This window comes from Pseudonocardia alaniniphila (assembly GCF_022524485.1).
Lineage (GTDB): Bacteria > Actinomycetota > Actinomycetes > Mycobacteriales > Pseudonocardiaceae > Pseudonocardia > Pseudonocardia alaniniphila.
Genome location: NZ_JAKXMK010000021.1, coordinates 1 through 16,509 on the forward strand (window position 1 = coordinate 1; position 16,509 = coordinate 16,509).

The following is a 16,509-nucleotide window of genomic DNA, read 5'->3' on the forward strand; positions in this document are numbered from 1 at the left end:
GGCACGTGGCAACAGCCCACGCAGATCGGCGGTGCGGGGTAGGGGCGCGGCGCGCAGGTCGAGTCGGCGGAGCATGGGTCCCAGGGTACGGGGGCAACGGGGTAATCGGACCAGGGAGGCATACCCGATGCCGGGCCCTGTTTGCCCGGTGTGACCACCGTCGCACGTGCCCTCGACCCACGGATCTCCGGGTCAGGATCGCAGGTCGAGACCGATATCGAGCGCCGTGACCGAATGCGTCAGGGCCCCCACGGAGAGATAGTCGACACCGGTCTCCGCGTAGTCACGGGCGTTCGCGAGCACGAGCCCGCCGGACGACTCGAGCTGCGTCGGCCGGTCACCGCGCCGGCGCGCGGCCTCCCGCGTCCGGTCCACGGAGAAGTTGTCCAGCAGCACCAGTTCGGCATCGAGTGCGAGCACCTCGTCGAGCTGTTCGAGCGTGTCGACCTCCACCTCGCACGGCAGCCCGGGTGCCCGGGACCGGGCCGCGGCGAGCGCAGCGCCGACCGAGCCGGCAGCGGCCACGTGGTTGTCCTTGATCAGCACCGCGTCGCCGAGGCCGAGGCGGTGGTTCACCCCGCCCCCGCAGCGCACGGCGTACTTCTCCAGCAGCCGCAGCCCGGGCATGGTCTTGCGGGTGTCGCGGATGCGGGCAGCCGTGCCGGCCACGGCGTCCACCCACGCCGCCGTCGCCGTCGCCACGCCCGAGAGGTGACACAGCAGGTTGAGGGCCGTGCGCTCCGCGGTGAGCAGGCCGCGCACCGGCGCCCGCACCGTAAGAGCGACGTCGCCCGCCGCGAACCGGTCGCCGTCGGACCGCGCGTCGAGCACCTCGAAGCCACCGGCCGACCCGTCCCTGCCCAGCCCGTTCTCGCCCAGCACGGCGTCGAGGACGGCCAGCACGGCGGGAACACCGGCGAGCACGCCCGGCTGCCGCGCGGTGAACGCCGCGACGGCCACGGCATCGGCCGGGACGGTGGCCGCCGTGGTCGCGTCAGGGCCGTAACGCAGGTCCTCCCCCAGCGCGGTCTCGACGACGCGCTGCAGATCGTCCAGATCAGGTCCGATCGTCACCGAGGTCATGCCGCCACCGCCATCTCCTGCACTGTCGGTCGTCCCGCGCCGTCGAGTCCGATCACCAGGCTCGACCGCTGCCAGACGTCGTCCCGCTCCGGGAAGTCGGTGCGCACGTGACATCCCCGGGTCTCCCTGCGGTGCCCGGCCGCGGCGAGCACGGCCTGCGCGAGGAGGGTCAGTGCGGCGTCCTCGACGGCCGTCCTGTCGGTCGGCACCCGCAGCGCGATGGCCGCCTCCACGGCGTCCGACGCCGAGGCGAGCCCAGCCGCGTCACGCCCGATCCCCGCCGCCACCGTCATCGCGTGCTGCACGATCGAACGCGGCGCGATCGCCACGGCAGGCGCCGGCTCCGGGAGGACGACGCCCATGGCCCGCGGCACCTGCCGGTCGGCGGCCACGGCGCGCGCGGCGCGCTCACCGATCACGAGTCCCTCCAGCAGGCTGTTGGACGCCAGCCGGTTGGCCCCGTGCAGGCCGGTGCGAGCCACCTCGCCCGCGGCGTACAGCCCGGGCACGGCGGTGCGCCCGTGCAGGTCGGTGACCACCCCGCCGCACGCATAGTGGGCGGCGGGCGTGACGGGGATCGGCTCCCGGACGGGGTCGACGCCCACCGCTCGGCACGCCGCGAAGACCGTGGGGAAGCGCACGGCGAACTGCGGGACGGCCGTGGCGTCGAGGTGGACGTGCTCGGCGCCGGTGTCGGCGAGTGTGCGGGTTATCGCCGCGGCCACGACGTCGCGCGGGGCGAGGTCGGCAAGGGGATGCACGCCCGTCATGAACCGCCGCCCGGCGCGGTCGAGCAGCACGGCGCCCTCCCCGCGCACGGCCTCGGTCACCAGCGGAAGACGCCCGACCGCCCGCGTCCGCCGCCCGGTGCCGGGCGCGGCGACCGGACAGAGGGCGGTGGGATGGAACTGGACGAACTCCAGGTCCGCCACAGTGGCACCGGCCCGCAGGGCGAGCGCGACACCGTCGCCCGTGGCCGTGGCCGGGTTGGTGCTGCTCGCGTAGAGCTGCCCGTACCCGCCGGTGGCCAGCAGCACCGCAGGCGCATGGAGCACGCCGGGCCGCCCCGCGTCGTCCAGCACGCCGAGGCCCGCGACCTCGCCGGACTCGGCCCGCAGCACGTCCGTGGCGACGTGCCCGGCGAGCATCGGCAGCTGCCGGTCCTGGACCGCGGCCACCAGGGCCCGCTCGATCTCCGCGCCCGTGGCGTCGCCGCCGGCGTGGATCACCCGGAACGCGGAGTGGCCGCCCTCCCGGCCGCGGGCGAGCCTGCCGTCGCCACCGGCGTCGAAGACCGCCCCCCGGGCACGCAGCCGCGCGACCGCCGACGGCCCCGCACTGACGATCTCCCGCACGGCGAGGGCCTCGGAGAGCCCGCCGCCGGCAGTGAGGGTGTCGACGATGTGTGCATCGACGCTGTCTCCGGACACGTCACCGAGCACGACCGCGATCCCACCCTGCGCCCAGCGCGTCGACCCGGCGTCGGGGGCGTCCTTCGTGACGACGACGACGCGGAGCCCGAGCTCGGCGGCGTCCAGCGCGGCGGTGAGCCCGGCGACACCGGACCCGACGACGACGAGGTCGGCCGCAGCCTCCCAGACCTCACTCATTCCGCACTCCCGGGCTGACCGATCTCGATCATGCGCTGGACGGCCGCGCGCCCACGGGCGGCGAGCTCGGGATCGACGTGCACCTCGTCGGTGCCGTCGCGCAACGACCGGAGCAGCTTGTCCGGAGTGATCATCTTCATGAACCGGCAGGAGGCGCGGTCGTTGACGGCGCGGAAGTCGATCTCCGGCGCCGCGCGGCGCAGCTGGTGGAGCATGCCCACCTCGGTGGCCACCAGCACGCTCTTCGCCGAGCTGGCGCGGGCGGCGTCGAGCATGCCGCCGGTGGAGAGGATCTTCACCCGCTCCTCGGGCACCGTGCCCGTGCCTGCGAGGTAGAGCGCCGACGTCGCGCAGCCGCACTCGGGATGGACGAACAGCTCGGCGTCGGGGTTCGCCTCGACCTGGGCGGTGAGCACGGAGCCGTTGATCCCGGCGTGCACGTGGCACTCCCCGGCCCACACGTGCATGTTCTCCCGCCCCGTGACGCGCCGGACGTGGGCGCCGAGGAACTGGTCGGGCAGGAACAGCACCTCGCGGTCGGCCGGGATCGACTCCACGACCTCGACCGCGTTCGACGACGTGCAGCACACGTCGGTCTCGGCCTTCACCGCCGCGGTGGTGTTGACGTAGGAGACGACCACCGCGCCCGGGTGCTCGGCCTTCCACGCGCGCAGCTCGTCGGCCGAGATGGAGTCGGCGAGGGAGCACCCGGCGGCGGCGTCGGGGATCAGGACGGTCTTGTCGGGAGCGAGGATCTTCGCGGTCTCGGCCATGAAGTGGACGCCGCAGAAGACGATCGTCGATGCGTCGGACTCCGCCGCGATGCGCGAGAGCGCCAGCGAGTCGCCCGTGTGATCGGCGATGTCCTGGATGGCCGGCAGCTGATAGTTGTGCGCCAGCAGCACGGCATCGCGGCGGCGGGCGAGCTCACGGACCTCGTCCGCCCAGTCCGAGTCGACCGGCGGCGCCCCGGTCGAGGGGGTGGCGACCTCGGTGAGGGTCACGATGTCCTCCTTCTCCCGTTTTCGACTATGAGTCGTAAACGGGGTCGATCGTAGCAGCGCGTTCAGCCCGCCACACCGCTCTCGTGACCGGGAACTCATCGCGACGCAACCCGTAGTTCACGTGTCCCGCTCGGTAACCGCCCCTGCCGCGCCTACCATCCGCGCATGGCCCGCCCCACTGAGCACGAGGTGCTGGCGGCGGTGCTGCAGATCCGCGAGGGCTCGCTGCAGGTACTCGCCTGGCAGCGGGCGCGCCCGCCGGACGAGGGCCGCTGGGCACTCCCCGGCGGCCGGCTCGGGGACGACGAGGACGTCGAGCGATCGGTACGACGCCAGCTCGCGGAGAAGGTCGACGTCCGCGAGGTGACCCACGTCGAACAGATCTCGGTCTTCAGCAACCCCGACCGCGTCCCCGGCTCGCGACTGATCGCCACCGCGTTCCTCGGGCTCGTCCCGTCCGACTCCGACCCCGAGGTCCCCGCCGACACCGCATGGCACGCCCTCAGCGCGCTACCCCGCACGGCGTTCGACCACGCCGCCATCGTCGAGGCCGCCCACGACCGGCTGCGAGCCAAGCTGTCCTACACGAACCTCGGGTTCGCGCTCGCCCCGCGGGAGTTCACGATCTCCGCGCTACGCGGGCTCTACGTGGCCGCGCTCGGTCATCCGGTGTCCGCGACCAACCTGCAACGGGTGCTCACCCGGCGCCGGCTGCTGGAGCCGACAGGCGAGGTCGCACCCCCCGGACCGGCCGGCGGACGGCCCGCGGCGCTCTTCCGGTTCACCGATCGAGTACTTCATGTGACCGATGCGTTCGCGGTGCTGCGGCCGCCGAGCGAGCAACTGCGCGGCGCCGTACCGTAGTTGGGTGGCTGAGACGCTCCCGCTGTTCCCGCTGGGCACGGTGCTGATGCCCGGAGCCTCGCTGCCGCTGCACATCTTCGAACCGCGCTATCGGCAGCTCACCGTCGATCTCGTCACCGGCGCGGTGCCGGACAAGGAGTTCGGGGTCGTCGCCGTCCGTGAGGGGTGGGCACCCGACGACGACGGCATCGCCGGACTGCACACCGTCGGCTGCACGGCGGAGTTGCGTGACGTCCGCAGGCTGCCCGACGGCCGCTTCGACATCGTCACCCGCGGGGCGCGGCGGTTCCGGCTGCTCGATCTCGACGACGAGTCGAAGCCCTACCTGATGGGGTCGGTGGAGTTCCTGCCCGACACCGAGGCGCCCTCCGCCGACGGGATGACGCAGATGCTCACCGCCGCGGCCCGCGCGGCCCACCGCCGCTACTGCGCCACCGCGTGGAAGGCAGGCGACTGGTCCGAGCCCGCCGACGACCAGGAGCCGCAGACCCTGCCGCACCTTCTCGCGGCCGACTGCCTGCTCCCGATCGGCGACCGCCAGCGCCTGCTCGAGCAGACCTCCCCGATCGAGCGGCTACGCATGGTGCGCGCGCTCCTCGCCCGCGAGACCGGCCTGCTGAGCCAGCTGCGCGCCGTCCCCGCCCCGATCACCACCTACGCGGTGGAGACCAGCATCAACTGACCCCGCGAGCCGCTCTCCCCGGCCCGCGAGTCACACGGTCAGCGCCAACCGAAGCGCGTGCGCAGCTCCCCGGCGACCCGTTCGAAGCGGTGCCGGTCCAGCACAGCGCCCTCACGCCGGATGTCGTGCTCCCCGACCTCGAGCACCCGGTCGAGCCGGACGAACGACTCCCGGCCCTGGCGATCCCACGGGCCCGACCCGATGGAGATCCAGTCCCACTCGCCCGCGTGGTCGAGCTGGCTCGACAACATCAGCCCGACGAGCTCGCCGCCCTGGCGCCCGACGACCAGGATCGGCCGGTCCTTGCCCCGCCCGTCGTTCTCCTCGAACGGAACCCACGCCCAGACGATCTCACCGGGATCCGCGGTTCCGTCGGGGTCGGGCGAGTAGATGATCGTGCGCGCCCGGTCCAGGGACGACGCACTGCGGGCTGGCACTCTCGGAGGAGCAGCCGGCTCCTGCTTGCGCGACGACAGCAGGTCCAGACCGATTTTCGTGGCCTGCCGCAGGACTCCGCTCCAGTTCGACATGGCCACAGCATGCTGGACGTACCTGTGACCCACCATTCCTCATGATCACGAACCGGTTGCTGGTGTCTTGCGACTCGGCCTCAGGCGTGCAGATGATCAGCGTCGCGGCGCTGATCGGCGCTGTGCCGTTCGCCGTGGCGGCTGCACCGCGCCGTCCAGCTCGTGGGCGTCACCTGCACCACCATGCGCCGTGCGCAGTCGGGGCAGAACCGCGGCGGTTCGAGCTCCCGACGGGCGGCGCAGCGCGGGTGCTCGCCCTCGTCGGCCGGCACGCCGCACTGGTCGCAGAACCGCGGCGCGCTCACAGCGTCTCGTTCAGGGCCTTGATCGGCATCTGCAGCTCGCCGAGCAGGTCGATGTCGGACTCCGCCGGGCGGCCGAGCGTGGTGAGGTAGTTGCCGACGATCACGGCGTTGATCCCGCCGAGCAGGCCCTTGCGCGCGCCCAGGTCGCCGAGGGTGATCTCACGCCCACCGGCGAAGCGCAGAACCGTGCGCGGCAACGCCAGCCGGAACGCGGCCACGGTGCGCAGCGCATCCGGTCCGGCCATCGGCTCGAGGTCGCCGAACGGGGTGCCGGGACGCGGGTTCAGGAAGTTGAGCGGCACCTCGTCCGGTGTGAGCGACGCGAGCTGCGCGGCGAACTCGGCCCGCTGTTCGAGGCTCTCCCCCATCCCGAGGATCCCGCCGCAGCACACCTCCATGCCGGCGTCCCGCACGAGTCGCAGCGTCTCCCAGCGCTCCTCCCACGTGTGCGTGGTGACGACGTTGGGGAAGTGCGAGCGTGCCGTCTCGAGGTTGTGGTTGTAGCGGTGGACGCCCATCGCGGCGAGCTCGTCGACCTGCTCGGGGGTGAGCATGCCCAGCGAGCAGGCGATGTTGATGTCGATCGCGTCCTTGATCGCCGCGATGCCCGCCGCCACCTGCGCCATCAGCCGCGCATCCGGACCGCGGACCGCGGCGACGATGCAGAACTCGGTGGCACCCGTCTTCGCCGTCTGCTTGGCCGCCTCGACCAGAGACGGGACGTCCAGCCAGGCCGAACGGACCGGGGAGTCGAACAAACCGGACTGGGAGCAGAAGTGGCAGTCCTCGGGGCATCCGCCGGTCTTGAGCGAGATGATGCCCTCGACCTCGACCTCGGGGCCGCACCACCGCATCCGCACCTGGTGCGCCAGCTCGAGGAGCTCGTCGAGCGCATCGTCGGGCAACCGCAGCACCTCGAGGACCTGCGCCTCGGTCAGGCCCATGCCCTCTTCGAGCACCTGCCTGCGCGCCGTGGCCAGGATGTCGGTCTCGATCGTCGTCACGGTTCTGGAGTCTGCCATTCGCCGCCCAGGGCGCTGCCCAGGCCGTGACGTGCGACCGCCACGAACTCCCCGGGCGGCAACGCGCCTGCACCGTCGGGCAGTGCCCCGACCAGCGGCACACCGGTGACGGCGGGCAGGTCGGTGAGGTTGCACATAGCCGCGAGGTGGACGGTGGCGGGCCAGGCGCCGACAACGACACCAGCACAGATCAGGCCCCGCGCACGGAGCGCCTCGACGGTGAGCTCGGTGTGGTTGAGCGTGCCGAGCTCCACGGTGGCCACGACCAGCACGGGAGCATCGAGCGCCACGGCGGCGTCGGCGAGGGTGCCCCCCTCGTCGGTGAACCTCACCAGCAGCCCGCCCGCACCCTCGACGAGCACGAGGTCGTGGTCCGTGGCCAGCTTCCGTGCCGCGTCAGCGGCCTCGACCGGCGTGACAGGGGCCAGCCCGGCGCGGCGGGCCGCGGTGGCAGGCGCGAGCGGCTCGGGGAAACGGGCCAGCTCGCATGTGGTGATGCCGGGGACGAGCCGGGCCACGTCGGCGACGTCGCCGGGTTCGCCCGCCTCGACCCCGGTCTGCGCGGGCTTCAGCACGGCCACACGTTGTCCCCGGGCACATGCGAGGGCGGCGACCGCCGCGGTGACGATCGTCTTCCCGACGCCCGTTCCCGTGCCGGTGACAACCAGGATCTCGCCGGTCATCGTGCCGCCGCGGGTGCGAGCACCTCGGCAAGGACCCTGCGGACGAGGGCGATGTCGGCGTCCGTCAGCGTCGCCCTCGCCGTCAGCCGCAGCCGGCTCGTGCCCTCCGGGACCGACGGCGGCCGGAAGCAGCCGACCCGGATGCCACGCTCGGCACACGCCCTGGCGGCGTCGACCGCCCGCGCCGGGTCGCCCAGCACGACCGACACCACGGCCGAGGCGGGTGCGGGCACCCCGGCCGCGTCGGCCAGCTCCGCGGCGGCACGCAGCACGGCCGACGGGCGGCCGGGTTCGGCCTGCAGCACCCGCAGGGCCGCGAGCGCCGCGCCGACCGGCGCCGGCGCCAACCCCGTGTCGAAGATGAACGACCGAGCCGTGTCCACGAGATGCGCCGTGACGGCGGCAGGCCCGAGCACAGCTCCTCCTTGGCTGCCGAGCGCCTTGGACAGGGTCACCGTGACGACCACGTCGTCGGCCCCCGCCAGCCCGACCTGCGCGAGCAGGCCGCGGCCACCCGGGCCGACCACGCCCAGCCCGTGCGCCTCGTCGACCACGAGCAGCGCGCCCCGCTCACGGCACACGGCGTGCAGCTCGCGGAGCGGGGCGAGCCCGCCGTCGACGCTGTTGACGCTCTCGGTGACCACGAGCGCCCGCGGCTCCTCGCGAGCGGCGAGCACGGCGTCGACGACGGCCGGATCGTCGTGCGGCACGACCTCGACCCGGGCTCGTGAGAGCCGGCACGCGTCCACGAGCGAGGCGTGGTTCGCGGCGTCGGAGACGATCACCGTGCCCGGACCCGTCAGCGCCGTCAGCACGCCGAGGTTGGCCGCGTACCCGGAGGAGAACACCAGCCCGGACTCGGCGCCGCAGAAGCCGGCGAGCTCGCGCTCCAACTCGTCGTGGAGTGCGGTGGTGCCGGTGACCAGACGGGAACCCGTCGAGCCCGCGCCCCACGTCTGCAGGGCATCGACCCCTCCTGCGATCACGCGTGGGTCGCCGGTGAGGCCCAGGTAGTCGTTGCCCGCGAGGTCGAGCATGGGGTCCGCGGCACCTCTGGGGTGCAGTTGACGTCGGAGCCCGGCTTCCCGTCTCCGCGCGGCATGCGGTTCGAGCCAGGCCAACGGGTGCGAGGGCGGGGAGGGGGCCACGGGCACCCACCGTAAACGACCCGCACCGAGCGAGGCTCACACGGCAAGCCCGTCGCACCGGGGCCACGGTGCGACGGGCGGGCTGCGTCAGGAGCGTGAGGAGGGGGTGGCGAAGGTGATCTCGCGGCGGTGCAGGCGGTATCCCGCCCGTTCGTAGACGCCGAGGGCACCGGTGGGGTTCTGGGCGTCGACGGTGAGCGACGAGGTGTCGTAACCGAGGCCCGTGGCCGCGTGCAGCACGTGCGCGAGCAGGGCAGCCGCCGCCCCTCGTCCCCGATGGGCGGCGACGGTGCCGACGGTCGAGATGTACAGGTCACGCTGCCCGGTGCGCTCGGTGTCGGCGACGTACTCGTAGCTGAGCACGTACCCGGCGACATCACCGTCGGCCGTCGTGGCGACCGCCGAGCAGCCCGGCCGGAAGGACTTGCTCCCGGTGCGCCAGTGCACCCAGGCCTGCCGGCTCACCGGCACGGAACCCCAGTGGTCGGCGAAGGCGCTGTTGTGCGCTGCACGCAGCGGCTCGTCCCAGCGCTCCGCGTCGTAGGGCGGGCCGAGCGACGCGACCGTCAGTCCGGCCGGTACGAGAGTGGGCGTGATCGGTTCGGCCAGGTCGCGCTCGAGCTCCGACCACCATCGGACGGGCGCCATCCCGGTCCGCTCGGCCAGGGCGACGGCCCCCGCATTGGTCTCGGGCACCCGCATGAACAGCGCGGCGTCGAGCTCACGGGCCCTGTCGCGCGCCACGGCCAGGAGTGCGGCGCCGATGCCGCGGCGTCGGTACGCGGGGTGCACGGCGGCGTCCGTGGCCACGAAGGCACCTTCGGCGCCTCCGCTGCGCAGCCGCAGCACCTGGTAGGCAACGGCCACGCCCTCGTCCCCGGCGGACCGGTCGAGCACGATGAGCGTGTCGCGCCCGAGGTCGAGATCCGGATCGGCGAGCTCCTCGGTGAGGTCGTCGGCGTCGTAGTGCTCGTCGCGGCGGTCGACCTCCTCAACAGCGGCCAGCAGCACCGCCCAGCGCGCGGAATCGTCGTGACGCATCGGACGCAGGCGCAGTTGCGACCTGAGCTCCGGCGGGAGGACAGCTACGGTCACGCCGCGACCGTAGAGGATCGAAACCGCCCATCGCGCACTATTTCCGGCGTTCTGGACGGCCCGCGCTCGCGGGGTGCGTCAGGTTCGGTGCGGGGTGGCGGTGGCTGCGGCCAGCACCGCGGCTCCGATCGCCTCCAGGTCCGCCGGCTCGCAGATGTACGGCGGCATCGTGTAGACGAGATCGCGGAAGGGTCGTAGCCACACCCCGGCCTCCACGGCAGCCGCCGTCGCCGCGACCATGTCCACCGGCCGGTCGATCTGCACCACGCCGACTGCGCCGAGCACCCGCACGTCCACGACCCCGGGCAGATCCCGCGCCGGGGCGAGGGCGGTGCGCAGTGCCGTCTCGATCCCGCGCACCCGGGCGCGCCAGTCGCCGGCCAGCAGCAGCCGCGTCGAGGCCGCCGCCACCGCCGCCGCGAGCGGGTTGCCCATGAACGTCGGGCCGTGCATGAGCACGCCTGCCTCGCCCTCGGAGATCCCGCGGGCGACCTCGCCGGTGCACAGCGCGGCCGCCATCGACAGATAGCCGCCGGTCAGGGCCTTGCCGACGCACATCAGATCGGGCGCGACGCCGGCGTGGTCGGCGGCGAAGAGCTCGCCGGTGCGGCCGAACCCGGTGGCGATCTCGTCGAACACCAGCAGCACGTCGTGGGTGAGGCACAGCTCGCGCAGCACGTGCAGGTAGCGGGGGTCGTGGAAGCGCATGCCGCCCGCTCCCTGCACCACCGGTTCCACGATCACGGCGGCCAGCTCGTGGGCGTGCCGCTCGACGAGGCCTGCCAGCTCGGCGACGTACTCCTGTTCGAACGCGGTGGGTGGCACCCCGGCGAACACCTGCTGCGGCAGGACGTCACGCCACAGCGAGTGCATGCCACCGTCGGGGTCGCAGACGCTCATCGCGCCGAACGTGTCGCCGTGGTAGCCACCACGCCACGTCATCAGCCGGTGCTTCTCCGGGCGCCCGCGCGACCGCCAGTACTGCAGGCACATCTTGATCGCGACCTCCACCGACACCGAGCCCGAGTCGGTGAGGAAGACGTGCTCCAGACCGGCGGGGGTGTTGTCGACCAGGAGCCGTGCGAGGTCCACGGCGGGCCCGTGCGTGAGCCCCCCGAACATCACGTGGCTCATCGTGCCGAGCTGGTCGCGCACCGCGGCGTCGAGCACCGGGTGGGCGTAGCCGTGGATCGCCGCCCACCACGACGACATGCCGTCGACGAGCTCCCGGCCGTCGGCGAGTCTCAAGTGGACCCCGGAGGCCGACTGGACCACGATCGGCGCCACGGTCGCCGGCATCGGCGCGTAGGGGTGCCACACGTGCGCGCGGTCGGCAGCAATGAGCTCGTCGGTCGTCGTCACGACGAGGCAGCCTATGCCGAGGTCCTTGGGTGGTTCGGGATAAGGTGGCTGGTCATGTCCACCGCCGCCGAGACTGTGAGCGCACATCCGGCGCTGTCGCGCCGCCGCGAGCTCGGCGCCACGAGCGCACGTTCTCTCCTGCTCACTGTCCTCGGCGAGTTCGTGCTCCCGCGCGACGAGACGGTGTGGACCCAGGTGCTCATCGACGTGCTCGGCAGTCTCGGGGTCGAGTCCAAGTCGGCCAGGCAGGCGCTCGCCCGCACCGCGGCGGAAGGGCTGCTCGTCTCGGACCGCGCCGGGCGCCGCGTGCGATGGGGTCTCAGCGAGCAGGGCCGGAGACTTCTCTCCGACGGCGCAGCCCGCATCTACGGGTTCGGGTCCGCGGAGCACTCCTGGGACGGGCGGTGGATGGTGCTGCTCGTCAGCGTGCCCGAGGCCCGCCGTCAGCTCCGGCACCGGCTGCGCACCCGCCTGGCCTGGGCCGGGCTCGGGTCTCCCGCGCCCGGGGTGTGGCTCACCCCAGATCCCTCGAAGCAGAACGAGGTGGCCGACGTGATCGCCGACCTCGAGCTGACCGCGGTCAGCAGCTCGTTCGTCGGCCCGTTCGGGGCGATCGGCGCCGAGCGTCAGGTCGTCGAGCAGGCCTGGAACCTCACGGCGGTGGAGGCCGCGTACGAGGAGTTCCTCGACACGTTCACCGACGCCGCGCCGGTCGACCCGGCCGACGTGCTCGCCCACCAGATCCACCTCGTGCACGCCTGGCGGCGCTTTCCGTTCCTGGATCCCAAGCTCCCCGGTGAGCTGCTGCCCGCCGGCTGGGCCGGGTCGCGCGCGGCCGAGCTGTTCGACACGCTGCACACGCAGTGGGACCGACAGGCCCAGGAGCACTGGCACCATCTGGTCACCACCGCAGGCTGACCGATCTACTCCCCCGGCGGCGCGTAGGCCCCGCGGGCCGCAGCCGCCCGCTCCAGAACTCCGGCGAGATCCTGAGGCGCCACCAGTGCGCGGGTCTCGACGTGCGAGAAGGCGCCGCTGCTGAGGATGGCGATGGACAGGGCCGCGACGTCCTCGTTGCCCGGTACGTGGACCACGGCGAACCCGTCCCGGTCTCCGAGCATGAAGTAGAGGGACTCGAGAGTGCCGCCCGCGCTCTCGATCATCGCCCGTGCCGCCGCGGCCCGGTCGCCGGGCTTGATCATCATGCGCTCCCAGGCCTGCGGGGTGTAGCTGAAGAACAGCACGTAGGCGGCCATGACGACCCTTCCGGAAGAGATGGCCAGCCCAGTGCACCACCGGCGTCCGGTGGTGTCAGCCGCTAACCGGACGCCGCGCTGCCCCGCCCCGTCAGCCCAGGCAGCCGGGGCCGAGCAGCGCCTTCAGATCACCCATCAGCGACGGCGAATGGGTGACCTTCAGTGCGTCGTCGAGGCGGAGCACGGTGGTGCGGGTGCCGTTGACCAGCGACAGGTGCACCTCGGAAGTGCCCGGGTGGTTGCTCAGCACGTCCTTGAGCCGCGATACCCGCTGCGGCGTGACCAGCTCGGTGCGCATGCTGACCTTCACCGGAGCCCCCGCGCCGCCGCCCGCCTGGGTGAGGTCGGGCATCGCGAGATCGTTGACGATCAGCGAGACACGGTCGTCGCGCCGGTTGACCCTCGCCTTGACCAGAACGATGGCGTCCTCGGCCACGTCGACCCCGACCACCTGGTAACAGCGCGGGAAGAACAGCACCTCGATGCCACCGGCGAGGTCCTCCAGCTGCGCCGACGCCCACGGCTCGCCGTTCTTGTTCACCCGGCGGTTCACGTTGGCGAGGATGCCGCCGATGGTGACCTGGTGGCCGTCGGGGACGGTGCCCTCGAGAATGGTGGAGATCGCCATGTCGGACTTGGCGGTGAGCACCTGCTCGACGCCGTGGAGCGGGTGGCCCGACACGTAGAGCCCGAGCATCTCCCGTTCGACGGCCAGCTTGTGCTTGGGGTCCCACTCGTCGGTGGGCACCTTGACGTCGAACACGGCGTCGAGCTCCGACGGGCCCGAGCCGTCCATCGAGCCGAACAGGTCGAACTGGCCCATGGACGCGGCCTTCTTGGTGCTCATCACGGCGTCGATCGCATCCGCGTGCACGAGCAGCAGGCCCTTGCGCGGGTGGCCGAGCGAGTCGAACGCGCCCGCCTTGATCAGCGACTCGATGACCTTCTTGTTGCAGACCACCGCGTCGACCTTGCGCAGGAAGTCGGAGAAGTCGGTGAACGCGCCCTTCTCCTTGCGTGCTGCGACGATCGCGTCGACGACGTTGACACCCACGTTGCGGATGCCGCCGAGGCCGAACCTGATGTCGTCGCCGACCGGCGCGAAGTTGCGCACCGAGTCGTTGACGTCGGGCGCCAGCACCGTGATGCCCATCCGGCGGCACTCGGCGAGGTAGACCGCCGCCTTGTCCTTGTCGTCACGGACGGAGGTGAGCACGGCGGCCATGTACTCGGCCGGGTAGTTGGCCTTGAGGTAGGCGGTCCAGTACGAGACCACGCCGTACGCCGCGGAGTGGGCGCGGTTGAACGCGTAGTCGGAGAACGGCAGCAGGATGTCCCAGAGCGTCTTGACGGCGTTCTCGGAGTAGCCGTGGTCCTTCATGCCCTGGGCGAAGCCGGCGTACTCCTTGTCGAGGATCTCCTTCTTCTTCTTGCCCATCGCGCGGCGCAGCAGGTCGGCCTTGCCGAGCGTGTAGCCGGCGAGCTTCTGCGCGATGGCCATGACCTGCTCCTGGTACACGATCAGGCCGTAGGTCTCGCCGAGGATGTCCTTGAGGGGCTCCGCCAGCTCCGGGTGGATCGGCGTGACCTCTTGACGCTTGTTCTTGCGGTCGGCGTAGTCGTTGTGCGCGTTGGCGCCCATCGGGCCGGGCCGGTACAGCGCGCCGACGGCCGAGATGTCGTCGAACTCGGTGGGGGCCATGCGGCGCAGCAGGTCGCGCATCGGGCCGCCGTCGAGCTGGAAGACGCCGAGCGTGTCGCCGCGGGCCAGCAGGTCGTACGTCGTGGGGTTGTCGAGCGGGACGCTCTCGATCTCGAGCTTCGGCTTGCCGTTCCGCTCGATGTTCTCCAGCGCGTCATCGATGATCGTGAGGTTGCGCAGGCCGAGGAAGTCCATCTTCAGCAGCCCGAGCGTCTCGCAGGCGCCCATGTCGAACTGCGTGATGATGGCGCCGTCGGAGTCGCGGCGCTGGATCGGGATGACGTCGATCAGCGGCTTGCTCGACATGATCACGCCGGCCGCGTGAACGCCCCACTGCCGCTTGAGGCCCTCGAGCCCGCGGGCGGTGTCGATGATCTCCTTGACCTGTGGGTCGCTCTCGTAGAGCGCGCGCACCTCGGTGGCCTCGGAGTAGCGCTTGTGCGCGGGGTCGAACACGCCCGAGAGCGGGATGTCCTTGCCCATGATCGCCGGGGGCATCGCCTTGGAGATGCGATCGGCCACCGCGTAGCCGGGCTGACCGAAGAGCACCCGTGCCGAGTCCTTGATCGCGGCCTTCGCCTTGATCGTGGAGTAGGTGATGATCTGCGCGATGCGATCCTCACCGTACTTCTCGGTGGTGTAGCGGATCATCTCGCCGCGCCTGCGCTCGTCGAAGTCCATGTCGATGTCGGGCATCGAGATGCGCTCGGGGTTGAGGAAGCGCTCGAAGATCAGCTTGTGCTGGATCGGGTCGAGGTCGGTGATGCCCAGCACGTAGGCCACCAGCGACCCCGCCGCGGAGCCACGGCCGGGGCCGCACCGGATGCCGACGGACTTGGCGTGCTGGATGAGGTCGGCGACCACCAGGAAGTAGCCGGGGAACCCCATCTGGATGATGATCCCGACCTCGTAGTCGGCCTGCTTGCGGTAGCGCTCGGTGACCCCGCCCGGGAAGCGCATGTGCAGGCCGCGCTCGACCTCCTTGATCAGCCAGCTCTCCTCCGTCTCCCCGTCGGGGACGGGCGCGCGGGGCATGAGGTCCTGGCCCTCGGTGAAGCCGACGTCGACCCGCTCGGCCACGAGCAGCGTGTTGTCGCAGGCCTCGGGGAACACCGGATCCCACTGAGCACGCATCTCGGCAGGCGACTTGAGGTAGAAGTCGGACGCGTCGAACTTGAAGCGGCCGGGGTCGGCGAGCGTCTTGCCGGTCTGCACGCAGAGCAGCACCTCGTGCGACTTGGCGTCCTCGGCGTAGGTGTAGTGCAGGTCGTTGGTGGCCAGGCCCGGGAGATCGAGCTTCTTCTTGAGGTCGTAGAGCGCGTCGCGGACCTGGCGCTCGATCGCGATGCCGTGGTCAAGCAGCTCGCAGAAGAAGTTGTCCTTGCCGAAGATGTCGCGGTAGTCGCTCGCCGCCTGGCAGGCGTCCTCGAAGCGGTCCTGCTGCAACAGCCGCTGGACCTCCCCGGACGGGCAGCCCGTGGTGGCGATGATCCCCTTGCCGTAGGTCTCCAGCAGCTCGCGGTCCATGCGGGGCTTGTAGTAGTAGCCCTCGAGCGACGCGAGGCTGGAGAGCCGGAAGAGGTTGTGCATCCCCTCGGTGTTCTCCGCCAGCAGCGTCATGTGGGTGTACATCTCACCCGGGTTGTCGTCGCTGACCGTCTGCCCGCCCAGGGTGGCGCGCTTGCGCTCGTGGCGGCTGCCGGGCGACAGGTAGCCCTCCATGCCGATGATCGGCTTGATCCCGTGGGCCTTGGCCTTGCGCCAGAACTCGTAGGCACCGTAGACGTTGCCGTGGTCGGTCATCGCGATGGCGGGCATACCCATGCGCGCGGCTTCTGTGAACAGGTCGTCCAGTCGTGCCGCACCGTCGAGCATGGAGAACTCGGTGTGGTTGTGGAGGTGGACGAAGCTGTCGCCGCTGCTCGGGCTGGCCATCGGGGTGAAGAGCTCCCTTCCGGCGCGGCCCGCCGGGCTGCGCTCGATCGATGCGGCCGCCGGGTGCGCCCTGGGGGACGGCACCGGCCACGAGCCGCTTGGGAGCCCCCAGGCTAATCCTGGGGCCCGACAGTCCTCTGCACGCGGGCGACCTTCTGCCGAACGGGCTGCTCACCTCACCGATCGGCGTGTCGACGGGCACGCAGAGCACCCGGCGACCACACCCCG

15 protein-coding genes are annotated in these 16,509 nt (G+C 71.8%); 3 read left to right on the forward strand and 12 right to left on the reverse strand.

The annotated features are described in order from the left end of the window. Positions 1-192 precede the first annotated feature (192 nt). From nadC to nadA, 3 genes are read right to left on the reverse strand one after another with little or no spacing between them, the layout of a single operon-like run. A complete protein-coding gene (gene nadC, locus MMF94_RS23825; protein ID WP_241039385.1) occupies positions 193-1,083 on the reverse strand; it encodes a carboxylating nicotinate-nucleotide diphosphorylase in 891 nt (296 codons plus the stop codon). Next, positions 1,080-2,693, reverse strand: coding sequence for an L-aspartate oxidase (locus MMF94_RS23830; protein ID WP_241039386.1), 1,614 nt, complete (start codon positions 2,691-2,693; stop codon positions 1,080-1,082). Before MMF94_RS23830 ends, nadC begins: the two co-directional genes overlap by 4 nt. Further along, positions 2,690-3,697 carry a quinolinate synthase NadA gene (nadA, locus tag MMF94_RS23835; RefSeq protein WP_241039387.1) on the reverse strand — a complete coding sequence of 336 codons (1,008 nt, stop codon included), beginning with the start codon at positions 3,695-3,697 and terminating at the stop codon, positions 2,690-2,692. Before nadA ends, MMF94_RS23830 begins: the two co-directional genes overlap by 4 nt. 165 nt (positions 3,698-3,862) lie before the next feature. Here nadA and MMF94_RS23840 point away from each other — a divergent pair, with 165 nt between their 5' ends. Next, a complete protein-coding gene (locus MMF94_RS23840; RefSeq protein ID WP_241039388.1) occupies positions 3,863-4,561 on the forward strand; it encodes an NUDIX hydrolase in 699 nt (232 codons plus the stop codon). A gap of 4 nt (positions 4,562-4,565) precedes the next feature. Further along, positions 4,566-5,243 carry an LON peptidase substrate-binding domain-containing protein gene (locus MMF94_RS23845; RefSeq protein ID WP_241039389.1) on the forward strand — a complete coding sequence of 226 codons (678 nt, stop codon included), beginning with the start codon at positions 4,566-4,568 and terminating at the stop codon, positions 5,241-5,243. 38 nt (positions 5,244-5,281) lie between these two features. Here MMF94_RS23845 and MMF94_RS23850 read toward each other — a convergent pair whose 3' ends face one another. The 7 genes from MMF94_RS23850 to MMF94_RS23880 form a co-directional block, all read right to left on the reverse strand. After that, the gene (locus MMF94_RS23850) at positions 5,282-5,773 is read right to left on the reverse strand and encodes a type II toxin-antitoxin system PemK/MazF family toxin (protein ID WP_241039390.1); all 492 of its coding nucleotides are present in this window, start codon (positions 5,771-5,773) and stop codon (positions 5,282-5,284) included. 80 nt (positions 5,774-5,853) lie between these two features. Next, positions 5,854-6,078 (reverse strand): biotin synthase auxiliary protein BsaP, encoded by a 225-nt coding sequence (gene bsaP / locus MMF94_RS23855; protein ID WP_379660354.1) that lies wholly within the window; start codon positions 6,076-6,078, stop codon positions 5,854-5,856. Beyond that, positions 6,075-7,100, reverse strand: a complete 1,026-nt coding sequence (gene bioB, locus MMF94_RS23860; protein ID WP_241039391.1) for a biotin synthase BioB — start codon at positions 7,098-7,100, stop codon at positions 6,075-6,077. The genes bsaP and bioB overlap by 4 nt, the downstream gene beginning before the upstream one ends. Then, complete coding sequence (bioD, locus tag MMF94_RS23865; RefSeq protein ID WP_241039392.1) at positions 7,079-7,783, reverse strand: dethiobiotin synthase; 705 nt, start codon at positions 7,781-7,783, stop codon at positions 7,079-7,081. Before bioD ends, bioB begins: the two co-directional genes overlap by 22 nt. Further along, positions 7,780-8,820 (reverse strand): 8-amino-7-oxononanoate synthase, encoded by a 1,041-nt coding sequence (locus MMF94_RS23870; RefSeq protein WP_241039393.1) that lies wholly within the window; start codon positions 8,818-8,820, stop codon positions 7,780-7,782. The genes bioD and MMF94_RS23870 overlap by 4 nt, the downstream gene beginning before the upstream one ends. 198 nt (positions 8,821-9,018) lie before the next feature. After that, a complete protein-coding gene (locus MMF94_RS23875; protein WP_241039394.1) occupies positions 9,019-10,026 on the reverse strand; it encodes a GNAT family N-acetyltransferase in 1,008 nt (335 codons plus the stop codon). A 78-nt stretch (positions 10,027-10,104) separates the two neighbouring features. Then, positions 10,105-11,388: an adenosylmethionine--8-amino-7-oxononanoate transaminase gene (locus tag MMF94_RS23880; protein WP_277398808.1), complete on the reverse strand. Its 1,284-nt coding sequence runs from the start codon at positions 11,386-11,388 to the stop codon at positions 10,105-10,107. Between the two features lie 54 nt (positions 11,389-11,442). On the opposite strand from MMF94_RS23880, the gene MMF94_RS23885 reads away from it, so the two are divergent. Further along, on the forward strand, positions 11,443-12,306 hold the full coding sequence (locus MMF94_RS23885) for a PaaX family transcriptional regulator (RefSeq protein WP_241039395.1): 864 nt from the start codon (positions 11,443-11,445) through the stop codon (positions 12,304-12,306). Between the two features lie 5 nt (positions 12,307-12,311). Here MMF94_RS23885 and MMF94_RS23890 read toward each other — a convergent pair whose 3' ends face one another. After that, on the reverse strand, positions 12,312-12,644 hold the full coding sequence (locus MMF94_RS23890) for a GYD domain-containing protein (protein ID WP_241039396.1): 333 nt from the start codon (positions 12,642-12,644) through the stop codon (positions 12,312-12,314). Positions 12,645-12,735: 91 nt separating this feature from the next. Further along, positions 12,736-16,281 carry a DNA polymerase III subunit alpha gene (gene dnaE / locus MMF94_RS23895; RefSeq protein WP_241039397.1) on the reverse strand — a complete coding sequence of 1,182 codons (3,546 nt, stop codon included), beginning with the start codon at positions 16,279-16,281 and terminating at the stop codon, positions 12,736-12,738. Between the last annotated feature and the right edge of the window lie 228 nt (positions 16,282-16,509).